The 20,986-nt window shown below is 70.4% G+C and carries 19 protein-coding genes and 1 pseudogene; 12 read left to right on the top strand and 8 right to left on the bottom strand.

Annotated features, from left to right (window positions below; genetic code table 11):
- The first annotated feature begins 41 nt into the window (after positions 1-41).
- Positions 42-692: a hypothetical protein gene (locus B9S57_RS02635; RefSeq protein ID WP_103513897.1), complete on the top strand. Its 651-nt coding sequence runs from the start codon at positions 42-44 to the stop codon at positions 690-692.
- Between the two features lie 21 nt (positions 693-713).
- Here the strand turns inward: B9S57_RS02635 and B9S57_RS02630 are convergent, their stop codons facing one another.
- Positions 714-1,502 carry an SLATT domain-containing protein gene (locus tag B9S57_RS02630; RefSeq protein ID WP_103513896.1) on the bottom strand — a complete coding sequence of 263 codons (789 nt, stop codon included), beginning with the start codon at positions 1,500-1,502 and terminating at the stop codon, positions 714-716.
- 359 nt (positions 1,503-1,861) lie between these two features.
- Here B9S57_RS02630 and B9S57_RS02625 point away from each other — a divergent pair, with 359 nt between their 5' ends.
- The 7 genes from B9S57_RS02625 (at position 1,862) to B9S57_RS02595 (ending at position 8,398) form a co-directional block, all read left to right on the top strand.
- The gene (locus tag B9S57_RS02625; RefSeq protein WP_103513895.1) at positions 1,862-2,197 is read left to right on the top strand and encodes a YbaB/EbfC family nucleoid-associated protein; all 336 of its coding nucleotides are present in this window, start codon (positions 1,862-1,864) and stop codon (positions 2,195-2,197) included.
- A gap of 61 nt (positions 2,198-2,258) precedes the next feature.
- Positions 2,259-2,858 (top strand): recombination mediator RecR, encoded by a 600-nt coding sequence (recR, locus tag B9S57_RS02620; protein WP_031090791.1) that lies wholly within the window; start codon positions 2,259-2,261, stop codon positions 2,856-2,858.
- An 83-nt stretch (positions 2,859-2,941) separates the two neighbouring features.
- Complete coding sequence (locus B9S57_RS02615; protein WP_073750343.1) at positions 2,942-3,601, top strand: DUF5063 domain-containing protein; 660 nt, start codon at positions 2,942-2,944, stop codon at positions 3,599-3,601.
- Positions 3,602-3,853: 252 nt separating this feature from the next.
- Complete coding sequence (locus tag B9S57_RS02610; RefSeq protein ID WP_103513894.1) at positions 3,854-5,125, top strand: aspartate kinase; 1,272 nt, start codon at positions 3,854-3,856, stop codon at positions 5,123-5,125.
- Positions 5,122-6,186, top strand: a complete 1,065-nt coding sequence (locus tag B9S57_RS02605; RefSeq protein ID WP_103513893.1) for an aspartate-semialdehyde dehydrogenase — start codon at positions 5,122-5,124, stop codon at positions 6,184-6,186. The genes B9S57_RS02610 and B9S57_RS02605 overlap by 4 nt, the downstream gene beginning before the upstream one ends.
- Positions 6,187-6,545: 359 nt before the next feature.
- Positions 6,546-7,121, top strand: coding sequence for a SigE family RNA polymerase sigma factor (locus B9S57_RS02600; RefSeq protein ID WP_014155427.1), 576 nt, complete (start codon positions 6,546-6,548; stop codon positions 7,119-7,121).
- On the top strand, positions 7,118-8,398 hold the full coding sequence (locus tag B9S57_RS02595; protein ID WP_103513892.1) for a hypothetical protein: 1,281 nt from the start codon (positions 7,118-7,120) through the stop codon (positions 8,396-8,398). The genes B9S57_RS02600 and B9S57_RS02595 overlap by 4 nt, the downstream gene beginning before the upstream one ends.
- Positions 8,399-8,686: 288 nt before the next feature.
- Here B9S57_RS02595 and B9S57_RS02590 read toward each other — a convergent pair whose 3' ends face one another.
- Both B9S57_RS02590 and B9S57_RS02585 read right to left on the bottom strand, forming a co-directional pair.
- Positions 8,687-9,466 (bottom strand): SURF1 family protein, encoded by a 780-nt coding sequence (locus tag B9S57_RS02590; RefSeq protein ID WP_103513891.1) that lies wholly within the window; start codon positions 9,464-9,466, stop codon positions 8,687-8,689.
- Between the two features lie 62 nt (positions 9,467-9,528).
- Positions 9,529-11,397, bottom strand: a complete 1,869-nt coding sequence (locus tag B9S57_RS02585) for a prolyl oligopeptidase family serine peptidase (RefSeq protein WP_103513890.1) — start codon at positions 11,395-11,397, stop codon at positions 9,529-9,531.
- 239 nt (positions 11,398-11,636) lie between these two features.
- Between B9S57_RS02585 and B9S57_RS02580 the strand changes: the two genes are divergently transcribed.
- Positions 11,637-12,056: a nuclear transport factor 2 family protein gene (locus tag B9S57_RS02580; protein ID WP_258036183.1), complete on the top strand. Its 420-nt coding sequence runs from the start codon at positions 11,637-11,639 to the stop codon at positions 12,054-12,056.
- 173 nt (positions 12,057-12,229) lie between these two features.
- Here the strand turns inward: B9S57_RS02580 and B9S57_RS02575 are convergent, their stop codons facing one another.
- Entirely contained in the window at positions 12,230-13,024 is a 795-nt protein-coding gene (locus B9S57_RS02575; RefSeq protein ID WP_103513889.1) for an SGNH/GDSL hydrolase family protein, read from the bottom strand.
- A gap of 415 nt (positions 13,025-13,439) precedes the next feature.
- Positions 13,440-15,353, bottom strand: a complete 1,914-nt coding sequence (gene htpG / locus B9S57_RS02570; RefSeq protein ID WP_103513888.1) for a molecular chaperone HtpG — start codon at positions 15,351-15,353, stop codon at positions 13,440-13,442.
- A 176-nt stretch (positions 15,354-15,529) separates the two neighbouring features.
- Between htpG and B9S57_RS02565 the strand changes: the two genes are divergently transcribed.
- Entirely contained in the window at positions 15,530-16,759 is a 1,230-nt protein-coding gene (locus B9S57_RS02565; protein ID WP_103513887.1) for a damage-control phosphatase ARMT1 family protein, read from the top strand.
- On the opposite strand, the gene B9S57_RS02560 is transcribed toward B9S57_RS02565, so the two are convergent.
- Positions 16,734-17,387: a TetR/AcrR family transcriptional regulator gene (locus tag B9S57_RS02560; RefSeq protein WP_103513886.1), complete on the bottom strand. Its 654-nt coding sequence runs from the start codon at positions 17,385-17,387 to the stop codon at positions 16,734-16,736. The genes B9S57_RS02565 and B9S57_RS02560 overlap by 26 nt on opposite strands.
- Positions 17,388-17,504: 117 nt before the next feature.
- On the opposite strand from B9S57_RS02560, the gene B9S57_RS02555 reads away from it, so the two are divergent.
- Both B9S57_RS02555 and B9S57_RS35110 read left to right on the top strand, forming a co-directional pair.
- Entirely contained in the window at positions 17,505-18,062 is a 558-nt protein-coding gene (locus tag B9S57_RS02555; RefSeq protein ID WP_103513885.1) for an NAD(P)H-dependent oxidoreductase, read from the top strand.
- 31 nt (positions 18,063-18,093) lie between these two features.
- A pseudogene (locus B9S57_RS35110) lies at positions 18,094-18,327 on the top strand (GntR family transcriptional regulator); the annotation flags it as partial.
- 911 nt (positions 18,328-19,238) lie between these two features.
- On the opposite strand, the gene B9S57_RS02545 reads toward B9S57_RS35110, so the two are convergent.
- Together B9S57_RS02545 and B9S57_RS02540 are read right to left on the bottom strand one after the other, a co-directional pair.
- Positions 19,239-20,012, bottom strand: a complete 774-nt coding sequence (locus tag B9S57_RS02545; RefSeq protein ID WP_103513884.1) for an ABC transporter permease subunit — start codon at positions 20,010-20,012, stop codon at positions 19,239-19,241.
- Positions 20,009-20,926 (bottom strand): ABC transporter ATP-binding protein, encoded by a 918-nt coding sequence (locus B9S57_RS02540; protein ID WP_103513916.1) that lies wholly within the window; start codon positions 20,924-20,926, stop codon positions 20,009-20,011. The genes B9S57_RS02545 and B9S57_RS02540 overlap by 4 nt, the downstream gene beginning before the upstream one ends.
- Between the last annotated feature and the right edge of the window lie 60 nt (positions 20,927-20,986).

Raw genomic sequence — 20,986 nt, 5'->3', positions numbered from 1 at the left:
TGTCCCGACCATCGCACGAACCCGTTGGAGAGCGAGACTTCGTGGCCTGTGACCTGTGGCTGGTTCCCCTCGTCGATGTGCTGTGCCACAGCCCCGACAACCCGTTCGCCGAAGAGATCGCCGTCTACGACAAGGCGTTGACCGAGGCGGGGCTGCCGCCCGTGCCCGTCTACGCCTACATGCCGGGGCTCACCGGGGACGTCGCCCCGGTCGCCGGGTTCGACTACGACGCCCTGCACTTCCTGCGCCGTGCCTACCTGCTCCAGCTGAGCGGCCTCGCCGTCACCCCGGTCGACGAACTGGGCGGGGACTACGAGCAGCTGCTGGAGATGTTCGAGCAGAGCGCGCAGGAGTCGCACCTGGTCTGGCACTACGACCACGCCGGGGCGTACGTCCCGCTGGACTTCCCCCGTCCGCTCTCCGACGACCAGCTCCTGGAGGGCGGCGGCCCACTCGGCTCCTCCCACGGGCTGCTGAGGGAGCTGGAGTTCGTCGCCCCGTCCATCGGCATCGATCCGGCCAACCCGCCGGCCGCGCCGCAGCCGCCCGCCGGCCCGACCTCCCTGGAGGAGCCGGCCGCCGCGGTCCCGTACGACGACAATCCCTTCGCCCGGGAGCGCCACGTCTGGCTGGGACTGCACGCGGCGGCCACGCGCAGCCTCGCGCAGGGCTCGATGATCATCTTCAGCTGACCGGCCACGGCCGCCCCGGTCTCACCGGGGCGGCTCCGGGGGCCGCTGGCGCGGCATGTTGGGCCGGGCCACCGAGGGCATGGTGAGCCGGCCGGGCGGGGCCCCCTGCTCGGGGCGCCCGCCGAGCCCGCCCGAGACCAGCGACTGCATCCCCATGGGCGCGGGCCCGGCCCGGAACTCCACCATCCAGTCGGCCGTCTCCATGCGGACGAGCTCGGTGATGTCCTCCGAGAACCGGCGCAGCACGCCCAGACACCGCTCCGCGGCCTCGCTGGCGGTGCCCTCCGTCGGCCCCAGCACCTCCCGCACGCACTCGGAGGACCAGTCGAACTGCAGCACCTGCAAGCGCCTCTGCACGGCCTGTGCCGTCGCGAGATTCCTTATCCAGCCGGAGGTCAGTCCGAAGTACCGGTCGCACGCCATGCAGGCGGCACCCAGCAGCAGCGAGAGATAGCCCCAGCCGGCCGATCCGTGCAGCTCCCCGGTCAGGTCGAGCAGCGGAAGGGCCGCGCCGGCGACCACCCCCGCCGCCGTCCCGAGACGGAGCGCTCTGGCCGTGCGCCGCTTGCGTACCCGGTCGCGCAGATACCATTCGGCGGTCTCCAGGGCGCCGGCCTCGACCCAGCGGTAGAGCTCGTCGAGCCGCTCGGCGGGCTCGCCCCAGTCGCCGAGGGGGAAGGCGCGGCCGGTCAGGTCCCGGGGGCCTGAACCGTAGCGCGATCCGGACCGTTCGGTTCCGGTACCTGCACCGGATCCCGCGCCGGACTCCTTGCGGGGCGGCCCTTCGGGCTGCATCTCCGGCTGACTCACCGGGGGCTCCTCTGCACTCTGCGTCCGGCGCGCGCTGACGCGGATCGGCATGGTTCTCGGTCACGGAGGGGGCGGTACCGGCATATGACCGGGGCCCTCATCCGCGTAACTCTGCGTTACCTTCGATGTGCGTACGGGTGCGGCGACGCATGCTCTTCCTACCGCCGAATGGTGGGCCGCGGGGTCGAAATCGCGGGATTCCCGGGTGTGCACGGCCTCTGGTCAGGTATAGGAGCGCGGCAGACAGTTTTCGGAACTCACTCGAAAGAGTTGGTCCCCTGCGGGTGGGGCGCGGTGTCGGGTGAGCACGTAGGCTCGGCGTACCGAAACAATCCGTTGTCGAAATGCCAGGAGTGACCGTGATTCCCGGTGGTGGCCAGCCCAACATGCAGCAGTTGCTCCAGCAGGCCCAGAAGATGCAGCAGGACCTTGCCGCGGCCCAGGAGGAACTGGCCAGGACCGAGGTCGAGGGACAGGCGGGCGGCGGTCTCGTGAAGGCCACCGTGACCGGGTCCGGCGACCTGCGCGGTCTGGTCATCGACCCGGGTGCCGTGGACCCGGAGGACACCGAGACGCTGGCCGACCTCGTGGTCGCCGCCGTCCAGGCGGCCAACGAGAACGCGCAGCAGCTCCAGCAGGAGAAGCTCGGCCCGCTCGCCCAGGGCCTGGGCGGCATGCCGGGTCTCCCGTTCTGACCCCTGTAGCTACCCGGGCGTACCGGATACGGTACGAGCAGGAAAAAGGAAAGGCGTTCCGTTGTACGAAGGCGTGGTTCAGGAGCTGATCGACGAACTGGGCAGGCTGCCCGGCGTCGGTCCCAAGAGCGCGCAGAGGATCGCCTTCCACATTCTCCAGGCGGAGCCCACCGACGTACGCCGTCTGGCCCATGCCCTCCTCGAGGTCAAGGACAAGGTCCGCTTCTGCGAGATCTGCGGCAACGTCGCCCAGCAGGAGCAGTGCGGCATCTGCCGTGACGCCCGCCGCGACCGCACGGTCATCTGTGTGGTCGAGGAGCCCAAGGACGTCGTCGCGATCGAGCGGACCCGCGAATTCCGGGGGCGCTACCACGTGCTCGGCGGCGCGATCAGCCCGATCGAGGGCGTCGGACCCGACGACCTGCGCATCAGAGAGCTGCTGGCCCGTCTCGCCGACGGTTCCATCACGGAGCTGATCCTCGCGACGGACCCCAACCTGGAGGGCGAGGCCACCGCGACGTACCTCGCCCGGATGGTCAAGCCGATGGGCCTGCGGGTCACCCGGCTGGCCAGCGGGCTGCCGGTGGGCGGCGACCTGGAGTACGCGGACGAGGTCACCCTCGGCCGCGCCTTCGAGGGGAGGCGGCTGCTCGATGTGTGATCCGGCATCTGACGGCGGCCTTACGTCCGGCGGCGCTATGTTCTACCCACCGTTCGCGACCGTGCCCACGGGAGGTCCCCTCGATGTCTGACGCCACGCTGAACTCCGTCACGCAGGACCCGGACGACTTCGCCGTCCAGATCGCGGACCAGATCAAGACGTTCATCGTCGCGGTCGGCGAGGTGTCCAAGGCCGAGGAGCCCGAGGAGGCCGTCCCGGTCCTGCTCCTCCAGGTCTCCCAGCTCCTTCTGGCCGGTGGCCGGCTCGGAGCGTACGAGGACATCCTCCCGGACGAGCGCTACGAGCCGGACCTGGGGCCCGAGCCGGACGCCGACGGGCTGCGCGAGCGCTTCGCCGAGCTCCTGGAGCCCATCGACGTCTACTCCGAGGTCTTCGACCCGTACGAGCCTCGCAAGCCCCCTGTGCCGCACCGCATCTCCGACGACCTGGCCGACCTGGTCACGGACCTCGGCCACGGTCTCGCGCACTACGAGGCGGACCGCACGGCGGAGGCCATGTGGTGGTGGCAGTTCTCGTACTTCTCCAACTGGGGCTCCACCGCCTCGGCCGCCCTGCGCGCCCTCCAGTCGCTGATCGCCCACATCCGGCTGAACCAGCCGCTCCAGGAGCTCGACGGCCTGGACACCGACCAGGACCCGGGCGACGGGGACCTGGCGGAGGAGGCGGGGCGCGTGATGGCCGAGGAGATCGCCGGGCCGCTGGGCCTGCGGCCGGTCCTCTAGACCCCGGCCTACGGGCCTGCGCGGCGTCCGGTGTGGCGCCCGGGGCCGCTGCGACCGCTCTTGTCTGCTGTGGTCTGGGACACAAACAGGCGTGCAACGGGGGGAAGCGGGCAGCAGCCCGGTACGAGCAGTTCGGGGCGACACGCCGTCCCAGGTGGTGGGCGGGACATCTCACCATCCGGTACCGACGGGTCGATTCCGGACTGCTCGTTAAACTGAGCCGACCGCACCATTATTGAGCGAGGAGCGCACGTGGGCCTTGTCGTGCAGAAGTACGGAGGCTCCTCCGTAGCCGATGCCGAAGGCATCAAGCGTGTCGCCAAGCGAGTCGTGGACGCCAAGAAGAACGGCAACCAGGTGGTTGTCGTGGTGTCAGCGATGGGCGACACGACGGACGAGTTGATCGATCTCGCCGAGCAGGTATCCCCGATGCCTGCCGGGCGAGAGTTCGACATGCTGCTGACCGCCGGAGAGCGGATCTCCATGGCCCTGCTGGCCATGGCGATCAAAAACCTGGGCCACGAGGCCCAGTCGTTCACGGGCAGCCAGGCCGGTGTCATCACCGACTCGGTCCACAACAAAGCGCGCATCATCGATGTCACGCCCGGCCGCATCCGGACCTCGATCGACGAGGGCAACATCGCCATCGTCGCCGGGTTCCAGGGCGTGAGCCAGGAGGGCAAGAACATCACGACCCTCGGTCGCGGTGGGTCGGACACGACCGCTGTCGCGCTGGCCGCCGCCCTGGACGCGGAGGTCTGTGAGATCTACACCGATGTGGACGGTGTCTTCACCGCCGACCCCCGGGTCGTGAAGAAGGCACGGAAGATCGACTGGATCTCCTTCGAGGACATGCTGGAGCTGGCGGCGTCCGGCTCCAAGGTGCTGCTGCACCGCTGCGTGGAGTACGCACGCCGTTACAACATCCCGATCCACGTCCGCTCGTCCTTCTCCGGACTGCGCGGCACCTGGGTCAGCAACGAGCCGCAAGGGGACCAGCAGGTGGAGCACGCCATCATCTCCGGAGTCGCCCACGACGTCTCCGAAGCCAAGGTCACGGTCGTCGGCGTTCCCGACAAGCCGGGCGAGGCCGCGGCGATCTTCCGCGCCGTCGCGGACGCCGAGATCAACATGGACATGGTGGTGCAGAACGTCTCCGCCGCGTCGACCGGCCTGACGGACATCACGTTCACGCTGCCCAAGACGGAGGGCCGCAAGGCCATCGACGCCCTGGAGCGCGCCCGCGCCGGCATAGGGTTCGACTCCCTGCGCTACGACGACCAGATCGCGAAGATCTCTCTCGTCGGCGCGGGCATGAAGACCAACCCCGGTGTCACGGCGGGCTTCTTCGAGGCGCTGTCCGACGTCGGCGTGAACATCGAGCTGATCTCCACGTCGGAGATCCGCATCTCGGTCGTCACCCGCGCCGACGACGTCAACGAGGCCGTGCGCGCCGTGCACACCGCCTTCGGTCTCGACAGCGACGCCGACGAGGCCGTCGTCTACGGAGGCACCGGCCGATGACCGGACGCCGCCCTTCACTCGCGGTCGTCGGCGCGACCGGGGTGATCGGCGGCGTCATGCTCCAGATCCTTTCGCAGCACGCGGACGTCTGGGGCGAGGTCAGACTGGTCGCCTCGCCGCGTGCGGCCGGCAGCAAGCTGGTCGTCCGCGGCGAGGAGACCGAGGTCCTCGCGATCGCCGAGGACGTGTTCGACGGGGTGGACGTCGCCCTGTTCCTGGTGCCGGACGAGGTGTCCGCGCAGTGGGCGCCGGTGGCCGCCGCCCGGGGCGCCGTGGTCGTGGACGGCTCGGCCGCCTTCCGGACGGACGACGACGTGCCCCTGGTCGTCCCTGAGATCAACCCCCATGCCGCGCGGCTGAGGCCCCGCGGCATCGTCGCGTCGCCGAACTGCTCGACGCTCTCGCTCATCGTCGCGGTCGGTGCGCTGCACGCCGAGTTCGGCCTGCGGGAGCTGATCGTCTCGTCCTACCAGGCCGTGAGCGGTGCGGGCCGCGACGGTGTCGCCGCGCTCCGGGAGCAGCTGGCCCTGGTGGCGGGGACGGAGCTCGGTACCCGCCCCGGGGACGTCCGGCGGGCCCTGGGCGACGGGGAGAAGAGCCCCTTCGCCGCCCCGGTCGCCCTGAACGTGGTGCCGTGGGCCGGGACCGATGCCGGGGGCGGATGGTCCTCCGAGGAAATGGCGATCCGCGCGGAGTGCCGGAAGGTCCTCGGACTGCCGGGCCTGAAGGTGACGGCGACCTGTGTGTACGTCCCCGTCGTGGCGACGCACTCCATGTCCGTGCACGCGCGCTTCGAGAACGAGGTCGCCGTGGACCGGGCCCACGAGGTCCTCGCGACCGCGCCCGGGGTGGTGCTCTTCGACAGTCCGGGCGCCGGTGACTTCCCCACCCCGTCCGACGTCGTGGGCACCGATCCGACCTGGGTGGGCCGGGTGAGGCAGTCGATGGACGATCCGCACGCCGTCGACATGTTCGTCTGCGGCGACAACCTCCGGAAGGGTGCGGCCCTCAACGTGGCCCAGATCGCCGAGTCGGTGGCCGGAGAATTTCCTCGCTCCTGATCGAACCTGTTTTGTAGGATCTGTGTGCGCCCTGTGGGTAACTTGCTGGTCTGAACCTCTTGAGCTGGGGCGTTGTCATGTCCGACGATGATCTCCTGGCCCTCCGCAACCGCTGAGCGGGTGCGACGCGTCTACGTCGTCACTTCTTGCGTGGCTGGATGTGTTTTCAGGGCATTTGGGGAAGAGCAGGTACGAATGAGGGTATGTCGCACAGCATCGAACGCGGTGCCGTACGCGTACAACCCTGACGGGGGGAAGCGTGTCCAACTGGCGTGGCAGAGGTTCTCGACATCACAGTGGTGGGCCCGTTGCGAGGCGCTTCGGTGCGTCCGCTCCGGAGGCCCCGCGCACCCGGCGGTATGCCGGTGATCGCGCCCATGCCCGCTGCGCGATCCACCCGGCTGCCGTCGCAGCGCGAGGGCGCTGAGGGGACGGTGGCGGCGGGAACGACGGTCGACCATCTCACCGAGACGTACCGCGCTCACTACCGGTCGCTGCTGGGTCTCGCCGCGCTCCTTCTGGACGACACCGCGTCCTGCGAGGACGTGGTGCAGGAGGCGTTCATCAGGGTGCACTCGGCGCGGAACCGGGTGCGCGATCCGGAGAAGACGCTCGCGTACCTCCGTCAGACCGTGGTCAACCTGTCCCGCTCGGCGCTGCGACGGCGCATCCTCGGGCTGAAGCTCCTCTCGAAGCCGATGCCCGACATGGCGAGCGCGGAGGAGGGCGCGTACGACCAGCTGGAGCGGGACGCGCTGATCAAGGCGATGAAGGGGCTGCAGCGCCGCCAGCGCGAAGTGCTGGTGCTGCGCTACTTCTCGGACATGACGGAGGCCCAGGTCGCGGAGACGCTGGGGATATCGCTCGGCTCGGTGAAGGCGTACGGCTCCCGGGGCATTGCGGCACTGCGCGTGGTGATGGAGGCGCAGGCATGAGCAGGCCCGAGCACAGGCACGACGATGACCGGACTGGAAACGGAATTGTGAACCACGGGCCGGAGAACACCCCGAACACCGATCCGGAGCAGGACGGTGCAGGGAGGCAGGACCGGAGCGGACTCGACGGCGCGGGCGGTTCCTTCGGCGGGACCGGTGGCACGCTGACCGAGCTCTTCGGCGGCCGGGGCGGTGGCGCCTCCGGCGGTGGTGTTCCCGGCGGCTCCGGGAGGGGCACGGGTGACTCCGGCAGGGGCACCGGTGGCGACGACGTCATGGACGAGATCGCGCTGCGCCGGATGCTGCAGGGCGCTGTCCAGGGTCTCGAGCCCTCCGACGGCACCCTCGACCATCTGCACCGCGCGGTGCCTGCCCGGCGCGCCCGTCGGCGTCAGGGCGTCGTGGGGGCCGCGGCGGCGGTGCTGCTGATCGGCGCCGCGGTTCCCGCCTTCGTCCATGTGGCCAATTCGGAGGGTTCGGCCACCGCCAACCCGGCCATAGCCGGTCACGGCCAGCAGGCGCAGGGCGGCAGCGGCGACGACGCGGGTGCCGAAGCGGACGGCGGGAAGACGGCGGGCCCCGAGGAACGCCGGAGCGAGGGCGCCCAGGGGGAGAGCGGCAACTCCGCGTCCCCGTCACAGGGCTCGGAGCCGGGTGCCGACGGCAGCGGGACCGACGGCCTGGGCGACCCGGAGGGCTCCGTGGCGGCAGCCACCGCGTCCTGCGACCCCGGCCAGCTCAAGGTGGCTTCCGCCGACTCGGGCGCGGCCGGTGCGGACGGCACGGTGTACGGAACCTTCAGGATCGCCAACGCGTCCGGGGACGCCTGCTCGGTGACCAGCAACGGCACGGTCGGCTTCCAGGCGGCGGGTGCCGCCGACCCGATGAAGATCACGGTGGTGCAGCACACCGCCGGCGATCCCGCGGCCGGGCTGCCCGATCCCTCGACGGAGCCGGGGACGGTGCTCCTGAAGCCGGCGATGGCGTACGAGGTGCGCTTCGCGTGGGTGCCCTCGGACACCTGTCCGACCACCGGCGGTTCGCCCAGCCCCACGCCCACGGACGGCGACGGTGGCGGTGGTGTCGGCGAAGGCACCGGGACCGCAGCGGACACGACGAACACCGTGGCGCAGCTGGGCAGCGCGGACGAGGGCCCGGCGGACGGCAGCATCGCGGTCACGCACACCCCGGAGATGGGGGCCCCGACCGCGGAGACCACCATCGGCAACGCCTGCGCCGGCACGATCTACCGCACGGGCGTACTCGACGCCTCGTAGGCCGCGCAGGCCTCCCGGCCCTCGCAGCCGGCCCCCGCCTGCGTGCGACGGCCGGGTGCGCCCCGCCCTCGCGCGGGGCACGAGGGCTCGGAACGCGGGCGTCGGCCCGGGGGCGGGTGCCGGTGTGGACCCAGGTACGGATACGGGCGGGGACCGACAGGAACCTATGGTTCCGGCGGGCCCGCGCCGAGTGTGCCCGCGGTCGTCGTGCCCGCGCCGAGTGTGCCCGCGGTCGTCGTGCCCGCGCTGGTTGTGCCCGCGTCGTCTCCGGGGCGGGTGCCGCCCGCGTCAGTCGGCGTCGGCCGCGAGCCCCAGGCGTACATCGCGCGCGGCCTCGGCCTCGCGGCGCACCAGCCGGAACCACATGAAGAGCACGAAGCCGCCGAAGACGAACCACTCGCCGGTGTAGCCGAGGTTCTGGAAGGCCTTCAGATCGAGCCCGCTGCCCTGCGCCGCCTCCGCGGGCACGGGCTCGAGCCCGTCCGTGCCGGCGCCCGACCCCGCAGAGGGCAGGGTCACCCAGGCGTCGTAGACGTCGTACGGGACGAGGTTGACCAGGGACGCCGCACTGATCATGCCGAGCTGGCCCTCGGGAAGCCCGCCGTCGGTGTCGACGCCGTTCGTCCCGCTGTTCTCGGAAGCCTGGAGGTCACCGGTCACGGTGACCTCGCCCGCCGGCGCCGCGGGTACCTCGGCCCTGCCCGGCGTGCCCGCCAGCCAGCCGCGTACGACGGGCAGCGCCTTGCCGCTGTCGGTGCGCAGCAGATCCAGCACGTAGAAGCCGTCACGGTCGTCCAGCGTCCGGCCGGGCACCAGGAACTGATCGGCGTACGTCCCCGTAGCCACGGCGGGGCGGCCGGAGGTCTCCGTGCTCACGGGCAGCAGTTCCTCGAGCGGCTCGGGGGAGCGGGTGCCCGGGTCGGGGCGCTCCTCGGCCTGCTCGTGCGTCTGCACGCGGTCCTCGAAACGGCCGAGCTGCCACGTGCCCATGAACACGCAGAAGGGGATGGCCAGCACGACGAAGAGGTTGATCCCCCACCACCGCGGGGTCAGCAGGAACCGATACACCCCTCCACGGTACGGTTCCCCGCTCCGGGCCCCCGGAGCGGGGTGCGCCATTTATCCGGACCTTATGCCGTCGGCCTCCGCTCCTCCCGGGCCTCCCCAGGGCTCCCGGCCCGTGCCGGCCCGAGGTGGCGCAGCGTGAACTCCAGCTCCAGCCGCACCTGTTTGATCCGCTCCTCCACCACGAGCGAGCCGTGCCCCGCGTCGTAGCGGTACACCTCGTGGACCGCGCCACGGCCCGCGAGGCGGTCCACGTAGTTCTCCACCTGACGGATCGGGCAGCGGGGGTCGTTGACGCCGGCGGAGATGTAGACCGGGGCGCGCACGGCGTCCACGTAGGTCAGCGGGGACGAGGCCTCGAAGCGCTCGGGAACCTCCTCCGGAGTCCCGCCGAGCAACGTGCGGTCCATCGCCTTCAGCGCTTCCATCTCGTCGTGGTAGGCGGTGACGTAGTCGGCGACCGGGACCGCCGCCAGCCCGAGGGCCCAGGCGTCGGGCTGCGTACCGAGCCCGAGCAGGGTGAGGTAGCCGCCCCACGAGCCGCCGGCCAGCACCAGCCGCTCCGGGTCCGCCAGCCCCGACGTCACCGCCCAGTCCCGGACGGCCGCGACGTCCTCCAGCTCAATCAGCCCGACCCGGTGCTTGAGCGCGTCCGTCCAGGCGCGGCCGTACCCCGTCGACCCGCGGTAGTTGACCCGTACGACGGCGAAGCCGTGGTCCACCCACGCGGCCGGACCCGACGCGAAGGCGTCGCTGTCGTGCCAGGTGGGCCCGCCGTGTATCTCGAAGACCGTGGGGAACGGGCCGTCGCCGGTGGTCGGCGTCTGCACCAGGGCGTGGACACGGCCTCCGGGACCCTCCACCCAGGCGTCCCGCACCGGCACCGAGGCCGGTGCCTTGGCACCCGGCGGGTCGAGGACGACGGAACCCGTCGTGGACCGCACGACGGGCGGCTGCGCGGCCGACGACCAGAGATACTCCACGGTGCCGTCCGGACGGGCCGTGGCGCCCGAGACCGTCCCGGCCGGAGTCTCCACCCGAATCGGCTCCGCGGCACCCGGCTCGTACCGCCACAGCTCGCTGCGGGCCTCGAAGTCGTGCTCGATCAGCAGAGCGGATCCGTCCGGATACCACTCGGCTCCGGCGTCCCCGGGCAGGTCGACGTGCAGGTCCGTCTGCGTACCCGCCACCGGGTCCCAGATCATCGGCTCCCACCGCCCGCGCCGCTGATGCCCGACCAGCAGCCGTGTGTCTCCGGCCACCGGGGCGAACCCCAGCACCGACAGGCCCAGCTCCTTCGTGCCGCCCTCGGTGTCGTCGAGCTCGGCGACCGTCGAACCGTCGGGGCGCACCACCCGCAGCGCGGAGTGCATCGCGTCGCCGTGCTCCGTGTGCTCCAGGGCGATCAGCGACCCGTCATGGGAGAGGTCGCCCACCCCGGCGGACTCCCGGTGCCGGTAGATCTCGACCGGCACCGCCCCGGGGCGCACCAGGTGAACGGTCGTGCCCTCCTCGTCCGTCGAGCGGCCGACCACCGCTGTGCCGTCGCGGCCGATCGCGAGCCCGGCCGGGTAGGAGGCTTCCAGGCCGGGCGTGGCGGGCTCGTCGGCACCGCCGTCGAAGGGCTGCCGCATCCACACACCGAACTCGTCGCCGTCGGTGTCGGCGAACCACCAGACGGCCCGGCCGTCCGGCGTCAGCACGCCGTCGGTCGTCCCGTTGGGCCGGTCCGTGACCTGGCGCTGCTTCCCGGTCGCGCGGTCCCAGGCGTACAGCTCGTACGTGCCGGTGGCGTTGGAGACGAAGAGCGCACGGTCGGGGGCGTCCTCGGCCCAGTCGGGCAGGGACACCCGCGCGGCGCGGAAGCGCTGCTCCCACTGCGGCGGCTCCGGCTCCCGCTCCGGCACGGACGGGGTGTTCTGTGTGTCGCTCATGACCCCATCCAACCCGATGTGGCCACACTGCCGGGCGGCCTGTGGATAACTGTTCGTCTGCTCCCCAGTCTGTGGGCGACTTCTCCGGCAGGCCGCGCGCGACCCGAGGGCCGCCCCGAGCGAGCACGAGGCCGACCGGATGTACCGGCACGTTCCCGACCGGGCACACCGGGACGGTCAGGACCCCCTCGTCGCCGCATTCCGGCCGATTGTCAGTGGCGGGCGCCACACTCGGGAGCATGACCGAGATGGCCGGCGGAGCCGGCGTTACGTGCGAGGCGGCCGAGGTGCGTGCCGCGGTGGAGGCGTACTGGGCCGCGGCGGACGCCCGCGACTGGGACGCGTTCGCCGCCACCCTCGCCGACGACCTGGTGTACGACCTGCCGCAGAGCCGTGAGCGCATCTTCGGCAGGGAGCGCTACGTCCGGTTCAACCGGGAGTACCCCGGGGACTGGCGCGTGCGGATCGAGCGGATCGTGGCCGACGGGGAGGGCCGTCAGGCAGCCGCCCGGACGGTGGTCACCGTAGGGGAGGAGGAGATGCACGCCGTCCACTTCTTCACCTTCGACGAGGACGGCAGGATCGCCGGGGTGACGGACTTCTGGCCGGAGCCGTACGAGCCGCCGGCAGGCCGGGAGCATCTGGTCGAGCGGTACTGATCCCGCGGCTCGCCAGGGGCCTGCCCGGAGACCGAAGACCCCCGCGGGTCCCGCCCGGAGACCGGAGACCGGGGACCGAAGCCCCCTCCGGGGCCTGCCCGGCGTCGGCGGCGACGCCTCCGGCAGGGTCGGTGGCGCCGCCGCGTGAGCCCGGGCGGGCGGTTCTACGCGCGTTACGCCGCAGATCTGAAGGCGGGCAGGTAGCCGCTCGACTGCCCCACGGCCTTCGGGTGGTACGAGTTGTCGATCGGGATGGACACGCTGTGGATCCACGCGTCACCGGAGCAGAGCTCGTGCCCCGTGAACTCGTCCGCCACGCCGGAGAAGGTGAATCCCGCGTCGGCGGCGCGTTTGGCGAGCACCCCGTTCAGCACGTCCGACGCGTTGTTGATCGCCCCGCGCTCGGTCTCCGTGAGCCCGACGATGCAGGTGCCCGACAGCTTGTAGAAGCGCGGATACCCCAGAACCACCACGTGGGCCTGCGGAGCACGCGAACTGATGCCGGCGTAGAGGGAGTCGAGCCGGCCCGGCAGGGTGTTCTGCATCTGGGAGACCGCCGTGTTCACCCGGCTCACACACGTGGCCTCGCTCTGCAGGACGCAGGTCTGCATGACGTCCGCGAACCCGACGTCGTTGCCGCCGGCGGTGAGGCTGACGAGCGTGGTCGACGAGCTGAGCGCCCCCAGCTGACCGCTGGAGACGGATGATGTCGTCGCGCCCGAGCAGGCGACGAAACTGAAGGACGACGGGCTGTTCGCGTTCCTCCAGAGGTACGGGTAGGCGTTGGTGCTGCGCTTGCAGTCGCCGCTCTCGGAGGTGTAGCTCCCGGCGCCGACGCCGGAGGAGTAGGAGTCACCGAGAGCGACGTAGTTCTCTCCGGCGGCGGATGCTGGTTGTGCGACGCCGAGTGCGGCCGCGGCGGCGATCGCGAGAGTGAAGACGGACGCCCGGAAGGTTCGTACTGACATGGCTGCCAGCCCTTCGAAGTGTGGGGGACGAGTGGGGAGTTCGTGGGGCGTGCACGTTTGTAGCAGCTCCCGGTACTCGGCGGTAATGGGCTCGGGGAAAGTCGTCTGATATGTCCGAAGGATCGTTCGGCAGGCAATGCTCCGCGCGTAGATAAACCCTCAACGAGGCCTCTAAAGGGTGAAGTTGGGGATCTCTTCGGCGGCTCTTCCGGCTCCTCTGCGTCACCTCGTGGGGACTGCCACCTGTTCGATCGGCCGCCGCTTCCCGTCGGCGCCCCGCCTTCACAGGTGGGTCGCACCGCACACGAACCTGCGCACCGCACACGAACCGGCGCGCCCCGCACGAACCGGCGCACCGCACACGACCGCGGCCGCCAGGAATCCTGGCGGCCGCGGTGCGTGAGGGTGTTCGGGTCTACAGCGTGCGCTCCAGGCGGTCCGCCATCAGCCTGCTGAAGCGCGACGGATCACTCAGCTCTCCGCCGTCCGAGAGCAGCGCCAGGCCGTGGACGAGCTCGGCCGTCTCGGCGAGTTCGGTGGAGGAGGAGTCCTTGCCGCTCTGCTCGGCATGGACCTTCTTCAGCCCGCTGATCAGCGCGTGCGAGGGGTTGAGCTCCAGGATGCGCTTGATCTGCGGCACCTCCTGGCCCATGGCGCGGTACATGTTCTCCAGCGCCGGGGTGACGTCGTGCGTGTCCGAGACGATGCAGGCCGGCGAGACGGTGAGGCGTGAGGAGAGACGTACCTCCTTCACGGTGTCACCGAGCTGCTCCGTCATCCAGGTCAGCAGGCCGGCGTACTCCTGCTGCTGCTGTTCGCGCTCGGCCTCGACCTCCTTCTTCTCCTCGTCGGTGTCGAGGTCGACCTCGCCCTTGGAGATGGACTGGAGGGGCTTGCCGTCGAACTCGGGAACGGACTGGACCCAGACCTCGTCGACGGGGTCGGTCAGCAGGAGGACCTCGTACCCCTTGGCGCGGAAGGCCTCCATGTGGGGCGAGCTCTCCATGGCCGCGCGCGACTCGCCCGTCATGTAGTAGATCTGCTCCTGACCCTCCTTCATCCGCTCCACGTACGAGCGCAGGGTGGTCGGCTCCTCCTGGTCCCGGGTCGAGGTGAACGAGCAGATCTCCAGGATCGCGTCGCGGTTCTCGAAGTCCTGGAACAGCCCTTCCTTGAGGACCCGGCCGAATTCCTTCCAGAAGGTTCCGTACTTCTCGGGACTGCCGGACCTCATGTCCTTCACCGTCGAGAGCACCTTCTTGACCAGCCGGCGCCGCATCATCTCGATCTGGCGGTCCTGCTGGAGGATCTCGCGCGACACGTTCAGCGAGAGGTCCTGTGCGTCGACCACACCCTTGACGAAGCGGAGATAGGTCGGCATGAGCGCTTCGCAGTCATCCATGATGAACACGCGCTTCACATAGAGCTGTACTCCGCGCTTGTGGTCCTGCATGAACAGGTCCTGCGGCGCGTGGGACGGCAGGAAGAGCAGGGCCTGGTATTCGAAGGTTCCCTCCGCCTGCATGCGGATGGTCTCGAGCGGCTCGGTCCAGTCGTGACTGATGTGCTTGTACAGCTCGCTGTACTCCTCATCGGTCACGGAGTCCTTCGAGCGGGCCCACAGGGCCTTCATGGAGTTGACGGTCTCGGTCTCGGGCTCGGCGCCCTCCTCGCCCGCCACCGCCGCCATGCGGATGGGCCAGGTGATGAAGTCCGAGTACCGCTTGACGATCTCCCTGAGCTTCCAGGGCGACGCGTAGTCGAAGAGCTTGTCCTCGGCGTCCTCGGGCTTGAGGCGCAGTGTGACGGAGGTGCCTTGGGGGGCGTCGTCGACGGACTCGACGGTGTACGTCCCCTCACCGCTGGACTGCCAGCGGGTGCCCGTGTCCTCGCCCGCGCGCCGGGTGAGCAGAGTGACCTCGTCGGCCACCATGAAACTCGAATAGAACCCGACGCCGAACTGTCCGATGAGTTCCTCGGACGCGGCGGAGTCCTTGGCTTCCTTCAGTTCCTGGAGGAATTTCGCGGTACCGGAATTGGCGATTGTCCCGATCAGCTGCACGACCTCGTCGTGCGACATTCCGATTCCGTTGTCGCGCACTGTCAGTGTGCGCTTATCCTGATCGGCCTCGATGGCGATGTGCAGGTCGGACGTGTCCGCCTGGATCTTGTCATCGCGGAGAGTTTCCAGTCGCAGCTTGTCCAGCGCGTCCGAAGAATTGGAAATGAGCTCACGCAGGAATACATCCTTGTTCGAGTAAATCGAATGGATCATCATCTGCAGGAGCTGGCGCGCTTCTACCTGAAACTCGAACGTCTCGGCCGGCATGGGTGCGGGTCCCTTTCCTGGGGTATGTCTTCTGAGCCGCCACATATCGTAACCAGGCCCCGGGCCGCCCATGTGCCCGTTCGCCCACGGCTGTTGACCACCCGCACCGTGCGGGCTGCCGGCGCGGCCACCCTGGGCCGGGCATCCGGGACCTTCCCACCAGGCAGACTGGGCGCATGGGCGATACGCGAACGACTTCCGGGGCCGTGCACGACCCCGGCCTCCCGCCGGTGATCACATGCGCGGAGCAGGGGAGCTTCGCCCGAGGTGTCATGGCCGAGCGCCATCCCGCGCTGATCGAGCAGGTGCGTGACGCCTTCCCGTACGGTCCCCGGCAGCACCGCGCCCTGGACGCCCTGCTGGGCGAGATCCTTAACGGCGTCGTCGAACCGCTCGGCCCCGGCAGCCCGGACCGCGCGCTCTGGCTGGAGTGGGGAGAGGAGTACGTCGGACGCCCCTGGTTCGACGCCCCGTTCCTCTGGTCCGAGAGCTACTTCTACCGCAGGCTCCTGGGCGCGGTCGGCTACTTCGACGAGGGGTCGTGGCAGGGCGTCGACCCCTTCGCACCCTTCAAGCGCGCCGAACTCCGCGGCGATACGGTCGAGGAGGAACTCCGCTCCCTGGACGATCTCGCCGGCGTCCCCGCGGGCGAGCGGGCCACCGCACTCCTCCAGGCCTCGCTCTGGGGAAACCGTGCAGATCTCGGCTTCCGGGGCCCGTCGGGTGAATCCGCTCCGGGAGAGGCGGACCCCGGTCTGGTCGCCGACGACAGCGCGGCGCTCTGGTCCCTCCTGCCGCCCGGACCCCCGGCCACCGTCGCCGTCATCGCGGACAACACCGGGCGCGAACTCATCCCTGACCTCGTCCTCGTGGACCACCTGCTCGAACAGGGTCACGCCGACCGGGTGGTGCTCCACGTCAAGCCCACCCCGTACTACGTCTCCGACGCGATGACGTCCGACGTCGTCGACTGTCTCCGCCGACTGTGCCGGGCCCCTGGCGAGGCGGGTGCGGCCGGCCGGCGGATCTGGGCTGCGATGGGCGCGGGCCGGCTCGACGTGCGGGCCCACGCGTTCTTCTGCGCCCCGTTCCCGTACGAACGGATGCCGGGGGACCTCCGGGCGGAGCTCGCCCGTGCCACCGTGACCATCCTCAAGGGCGACCTCAACTACCGCCGCCTGGTGGGCGACCGGCTGTGGCCCGCGACCACACCGTTCGCCGAGGTCACAGCTCACTTCCCGGGCGCTGTCGCCGCGCTGCGCACCCTGAAGTCCGACGTCGTGGTCGGGCTGGACCGACCGTCCCTGGACCGGCTGGAGCGGTCCGGCAAGGCGTGGCGCACCAGCGGCACACACGCCCTGGTCCAGGTGCGGGAGCGGCTCAGCCCGCCACCCCGTACCGGTTGAGGAGGTCGTGCCAGCCCTGCTCCAGCCGGTCCAGGGCCATGCCCCGTTCGCACGCCAGATGGTGGACGAGGGGTGTGTCGATCGACCCGAGCAGCGTGTGCGCGAGGAGATCCGGTTCGCCCGCCGCGTCCGCCTGGCGCAGGAGCAGGGCGACATGGCTGAGCCTCAGCCGCTGTGCGGGCACGGTGAAGGTGCGCAGCGGGTCGGTGCGGGAGGCCAGGATCAGTTCATGGTGATCGCGTTCGTGGCGCATCACGGCGGGACCGAAGGCGTGCAGCCGTCCGGCCGCGGGGGCGTCCGGGCCCATGGGCGGCGGGCCGGAGAGGAAAGCGGCCTGGAGCAGGGACTCGCGGTGGTCGAGGAGCGCGATGAGCAGGCCGGTGCGGTCCTTGAAGCGCCGGAAGACGGTGCCCTTGCCGACCCCGGCGGCTGCGGCGACCGACTCCATCGTGAGGTTCGCCGCTCCGCAGTGCGCCAGGAGGCGGGAGGCTGCGTCCAGCAGGAGCGCGCGATTACGTGCCGCGTCCGCCCGCAGCGGCTCCGGTTCGCCGGTGGCGGCGAGGGTGAGGCTCGTCCGCGCTTCGCCGGGGTCGGGCGGCCCGGGCGGCGGGGAGAGGGGAGCGGTCATGGCTTCAGGGTAGCCCCGGACGGCGGTAAGTGGACCACGGTCCGTTTAGGTGGTACAACTTTAAACGGACCGTGGTCCGCTTACCTCTGCACCCTCCGTCTCCCGGGAGCTTCCCCCATGTCTGTACGCATCCTCGCTCTCGTCGGCAGCCTCCGCGCCGGCTCCCACAACCGCCAGCTCGCCGAGGCGGCCGTCAAGCACGCGCCCGAGGGCGTCGAGGTCGAGCTGTACGAGGGCCTCGTCGACGTCCCCTTCTACAACGAGGACCTCGACGTCGAGGGCGGCGTCCCGGCCGCCGCCGCCCAGCTGCGTGAGGCGGCGGGCCGGTCCGACGCGTTCCTGCTGTTCTCGCCCGAGTACAACGGCACCATGCCGGCCGTCCTGAAGAACGCCATCGACTGGCTGTCCCGCCCCTACGGTGCCGGCGCCCTGACCGCCAAGCCGGTCGCCGTGGTCGGTACCGCCTTCGGCCAGTTCGGCGGCGTGTGGGCCCAGGACGAGGCCCGCAAGGCGGCCGGCCTCGCGGGCGGAGCGGTCCTGGCGGACGTCAAGCTCTCCATCCCCGGCTCCGTGACCCGCTTCGCCGAGCTCCACCCGGCGGACGACGCCGAGGTCGTCACCTCGCTGACCGAGGTGCTCCGCCAGGTCGCCGAGGGCACCGCGGCGACTGTCTGATCCACCTGACAGCGGTGTGCCGGGCACCCTGGTCAGGGAGTTCTCCGGCCGGCAGGCGGCCGTATCGCTCCTGGAGAGGCTGAGCGGTTGAGCGGCTGGTGCGCCACCGGTTCCAGCTGCGCTGAGGCCCGGACGCCCCCAGCAGTCCCTGAGTGTGCACCTGTGCCTGGTCCTGAGCGACGCGATCAGGGCCAGGGAACCGCGGGAGGCCGAGTCGCCCGTCCGCTCCCACCTGGCGAGCGCGACCGGGGAGTGGCGCGGGTGACGCGCGGCGCCTGATCGACGTACGGCGCGCAGGCCCGCCGCGCTGGTGGGTGGATGCCCCGTCCGGCAAGGAGGGTCGGTCCCTGGCCCGGTGGTCAGCTCCTCGCCACAGGCTCGACCACCACGGGGTCCACCGTGTTCGCGGCGGCGGGTGCCCTCTCGCTGATCCTCATCGGCCTGACCGGTCCGCCGCCCGTGAAGGGACCCGAGGACAGCGACACGCCCGACCGGCCGTCCCCGCCGCGGGCTGATCCTCCCTGCGGAGCCGAACGGCCGTCGACATACAGGAAGGGCCTGATCCACTTTCATGGATCAGGCCCTTGACCTGCTGTTTCAGCTGTCGGGGTGGCGGGATTTGAACCCACGAGCTCTTCGTCCCGAATGAGGTTCGAGCAAGATCGGTACCTGCAGATCTCATAAACGTGCAGTTCAGGAGACTGGGCTGAGGTGGTGCCGAAGGGTCTTGGTCGGCATCCGGGCGAAGATCATCTCTCAGAATTCTCCCAGTGGCCGGTCCAGGGCTGAGGGTTCGCCTCTGAGCCTGAGCGGCGAGCGGCATTGCGGAAGCAAGTTTGCCGGGCAGGTCTCTCTGCCACCATGGGAGACAAGGGGGTCTCCCGTGTACCTGATCACGCATTTGTCGAACAGGGTGTCGAGGGCTTCTGATCGCCAAGGCTCACCCAGGCCGGCGGGCCGGCCGCGTCGTCCCCAGATCGACGTCGATGCGGACGACTCGGGTGGTCGACGGACGGTCGGCGAGCGGCGTCGCCTCGACCGTGACCCGACCACCGTGGACTTTCAGGGTCGTGTCCACGGCGTCCGCGAGCCGCCGCCGGTCGTGCCGGAGCGATTCACCGCCACACCACACCACACCACCCCACAACCAACGACCACTCACGGGTCCGCCGGGCGTCAGGCGTCGCGGTGGCGCAAAACTACGTAGCCGCCGAGCACAGCGGCGGCGGTCCAAGCGAGCAGGATGGCGAGCGCCGTGCCGGAGGTGTAGTCGGGGCCGAAGCGGTCGTCGTCGGGTGGTCGGGCGATGCGCATCAGTTGCAGGCCGGCCTGGTCGGGCAGGTACTGCAGGACGGGTTTGAGGGTGGGGACGTTGCCGAGTCCCTGCGAACCGAGGAACAGCAGCGGCAGCAGGAGACTCAACGCGACAACCGAACTGCGCACGATGGCCGTGACTCCCATGGACAGGGCGCAGATCAGAGTCAGGTAGGTGATGGCGCCGGCGAGTGCCGTCAGAATCCCGTCCGACGTGAGTGTGGTGCCGTAGGGGCCCAGGATTGCCTGTGCTCCGGCGAAGGTGACGATGACGGTGACGGTCGAGCCGGCGAGGGCGGCTAGCGTGCCGGCGAGTAGTTTGCCGCCGTAGAGCAGCCCGCGTTGGGGCACGGCGGTCAGCGATGCCCGCATCGACCCGGACGAATACTCGGAGCCGACGAGTAGGACGCCGAACGCGACGAGGGCGAGTTGACCGATGGTCACGCTGTACAAGCCGGCTGCCAATGGGCTGAAGTTGACGACGTGCTCGATGTCGCCACGCCAGTTGAAGGCGACGAGTGTGCCGATGCCGGTGCTGATCACGAAGGTCAGCAGCAGTGCGAGACGGGTCGACCGAACGGTCCACACCTTGATCCATTCGGCGGCCAGTACCGCGCGGGGCGAATTTCCGGTCATCGGTGTTCTCCCGCCGGCTCAGCCCGGTATTCGACCGCGTCGGCCGTCAGCCGTATGAATGCCTCTTCCAGGGACACGCCCTTGCGCGTCACCTCGTGCACCGTCACCGCGTGTGCTGCGACCAGTTCGCCGAACCGCTCTGCCGTGGTGGCCACTTCGAGGCTGCCGTCCGCGTGGTCGGTGGCCGTGATCCCTGCACCGACCAGCACTGCGCGCAACCGTTGCGGTTCGGGTGTGCGTACCCGCACCCCGGCGTTCGTGTGCCGGTCGATGAACGCGGTCATGTCGGTGTCGGCGAGTAGCCGGCCGCGGCCGATGACCACGAGGTGGTCCACGGTGAGCGCCGCCTCGCTCATCAGGTGGCTGGACACGAGGACGGTGCGCCCCAGGAGCGCCAGCTCTCGCATGAGTCCGCGGATCAACAGGATGCCCTCCGGGTCGAGCCCGTTGATCGGCTCGTCCAGGATCAGGACGGCGGGGTCGCCGAGCAGTGCTGCTGCGACCCCCAGTCGCTGACTCATGCCCAGCGAAAGCCTCCCGGCCCGACGGTGCGCGGCGCTCTCCAGGCCGGTCAGCTCGATCACCTCACGCACGCGGCGTGACGGGATCCGGTTGCTGCGGGCCAGACAGCGCAGGTGGTCGAGCGCGGTGCGGCCGGGGTGCACGGCCTTGGCGTCGAGTAGCGCGCCCACCGTGCGCAGCGGGTCGCGCAGCTGCCGGTAGTGGGCGCCGTGGATGCGTACCTCGCCGCCTGTCGGGCGGTCCAGGCCCAGCATCATGCGCATCGTGGTGGACTTCCCGGCGCCGTTGGGGCCCAGGAATCCGGTTACCCGGCCGGGCTCTACTCGAAAGGTCAGCCCCTCCACGACGGTGGCTTTCCCGTAGCGCTTGGTCAGGTCGGTGACGTCGATCATGGAGGTGATGGTCGGGCACAACAGGGTGCGGCCGCGTCCGGCTCGGGGTGGACGCCCTCC

It is taken from the genome of Streptomyces sp. SM10, from assembly GCF_002910915.1.
GTDB lineage: Bacteria > Actinomycetota > Actinomycetes > Streptomycetales > Streptomycetaceae > Streptomyces.
Note: the sequence above shows the minus strand (reverse complement) of the source record. Positions and strands in the feature narration are given on the sequence as shown.

What these genes read in the sequence shown, in the direction of transcription:
- B9S57_RS02540 (WP_103513916.1), bottom strand. Translation starts at nt 20,926, where the DNA reads ATGATCGACGTCACCGACCTGACCAAGCGCTACGGGAAAGCCACCGTC.
- B9S57_RS02545 (WP_103513884.1), bottom strand. Translation starts at nt 20,012, where the DNA reads ATGACCGGAAATTCGCCCCGCGCGGTACTGGCCGCCGAATGGATCAAG.
- B9S57_RS02555 (WP_103513885.1), top strand. Translation starts at nt 17,505, where the DNA reads ATGTCTGTACGCATCCTCGCTCTCGTCGGCAGCCTCCGCGCCGGCTCC.
- B9S57_RS02600 (WP_014155427.1), top strand. Translation starts at nt 6,546, where the DNA reads ATGCCGGTGATCGCGCCCATGCCCGCTGCGCGATCCACCCGGCTGCCG.
- B9S57_RS02585 (WP_103513890.1), bottom strand. Translation starts at nt 11,397, where the DNA reads ATGAGCGACACACAGAACACCCCGTCCGTGCCGGAGCGGGAGCCGGAG.
- B9S57_RS02595 (WP_103513892.1), top strand. Translation starts at nt 7,118, where the DNA reads ATGAGCAGGCCCGAGCACAGGCACGACGATGACCGGACTGGAAACGGA.
- B9S57_RS02580 (WP_258036183.1), top strand. Translation starts at nt 11,637, where the DNA reads ATGACCGAGATGGCCGGCGGAGCCGGCGTTACGTGCGAGGCGGCCGAG.
- htpG (WP_103513888.1), bottom strand. Translation starts at nt 15,353, where the DNA reads ATGCCGGCCGAGACGTTCGAGTTTCAGGTAGAAGCGCGCCAGCTCCTG.
- B9S57_RS02575 (WP_103513889.1), bottom strand. Translation starts at nt 13,024, where the DNA reads ATGTCAGTACGAACCTTCCGGGCGTCCGTCTTCACTCTCGCGATCGCC.
- B9S57_RS02615 (WP_073750343.1), top strand. Translation starts at nt 2,942, where the DNA reads ATGTCTGACGCCACGCTGAACTCCGTCACGCAGGACCCGGACGACTTC.
- B9S57_RS02565 (WP_103513887.1), top strand. Translation starts at nt 15,530, where the DNA reads ATGGGCGATACGCGAACGACTTCCGGGGCCGTGCACGACCCCGGCCTC.
- B9S57_RS02605 (WP_103513893.1), top strand. Translation starts at nt 5,122, where the DNA reads ATGACCGGACGCCGCCCTTCACTCGCGGTCGTCGGCGCGACCGGGGTG.
- B9S57_RS02560 (WP_103513886.1), bottom strand. Translation starts at nt 17,387, where the DNA reads ATGACCGCTCCCCTCTCCCCGCCGCCCGGGCCGCCCGACCCCGGCGAA.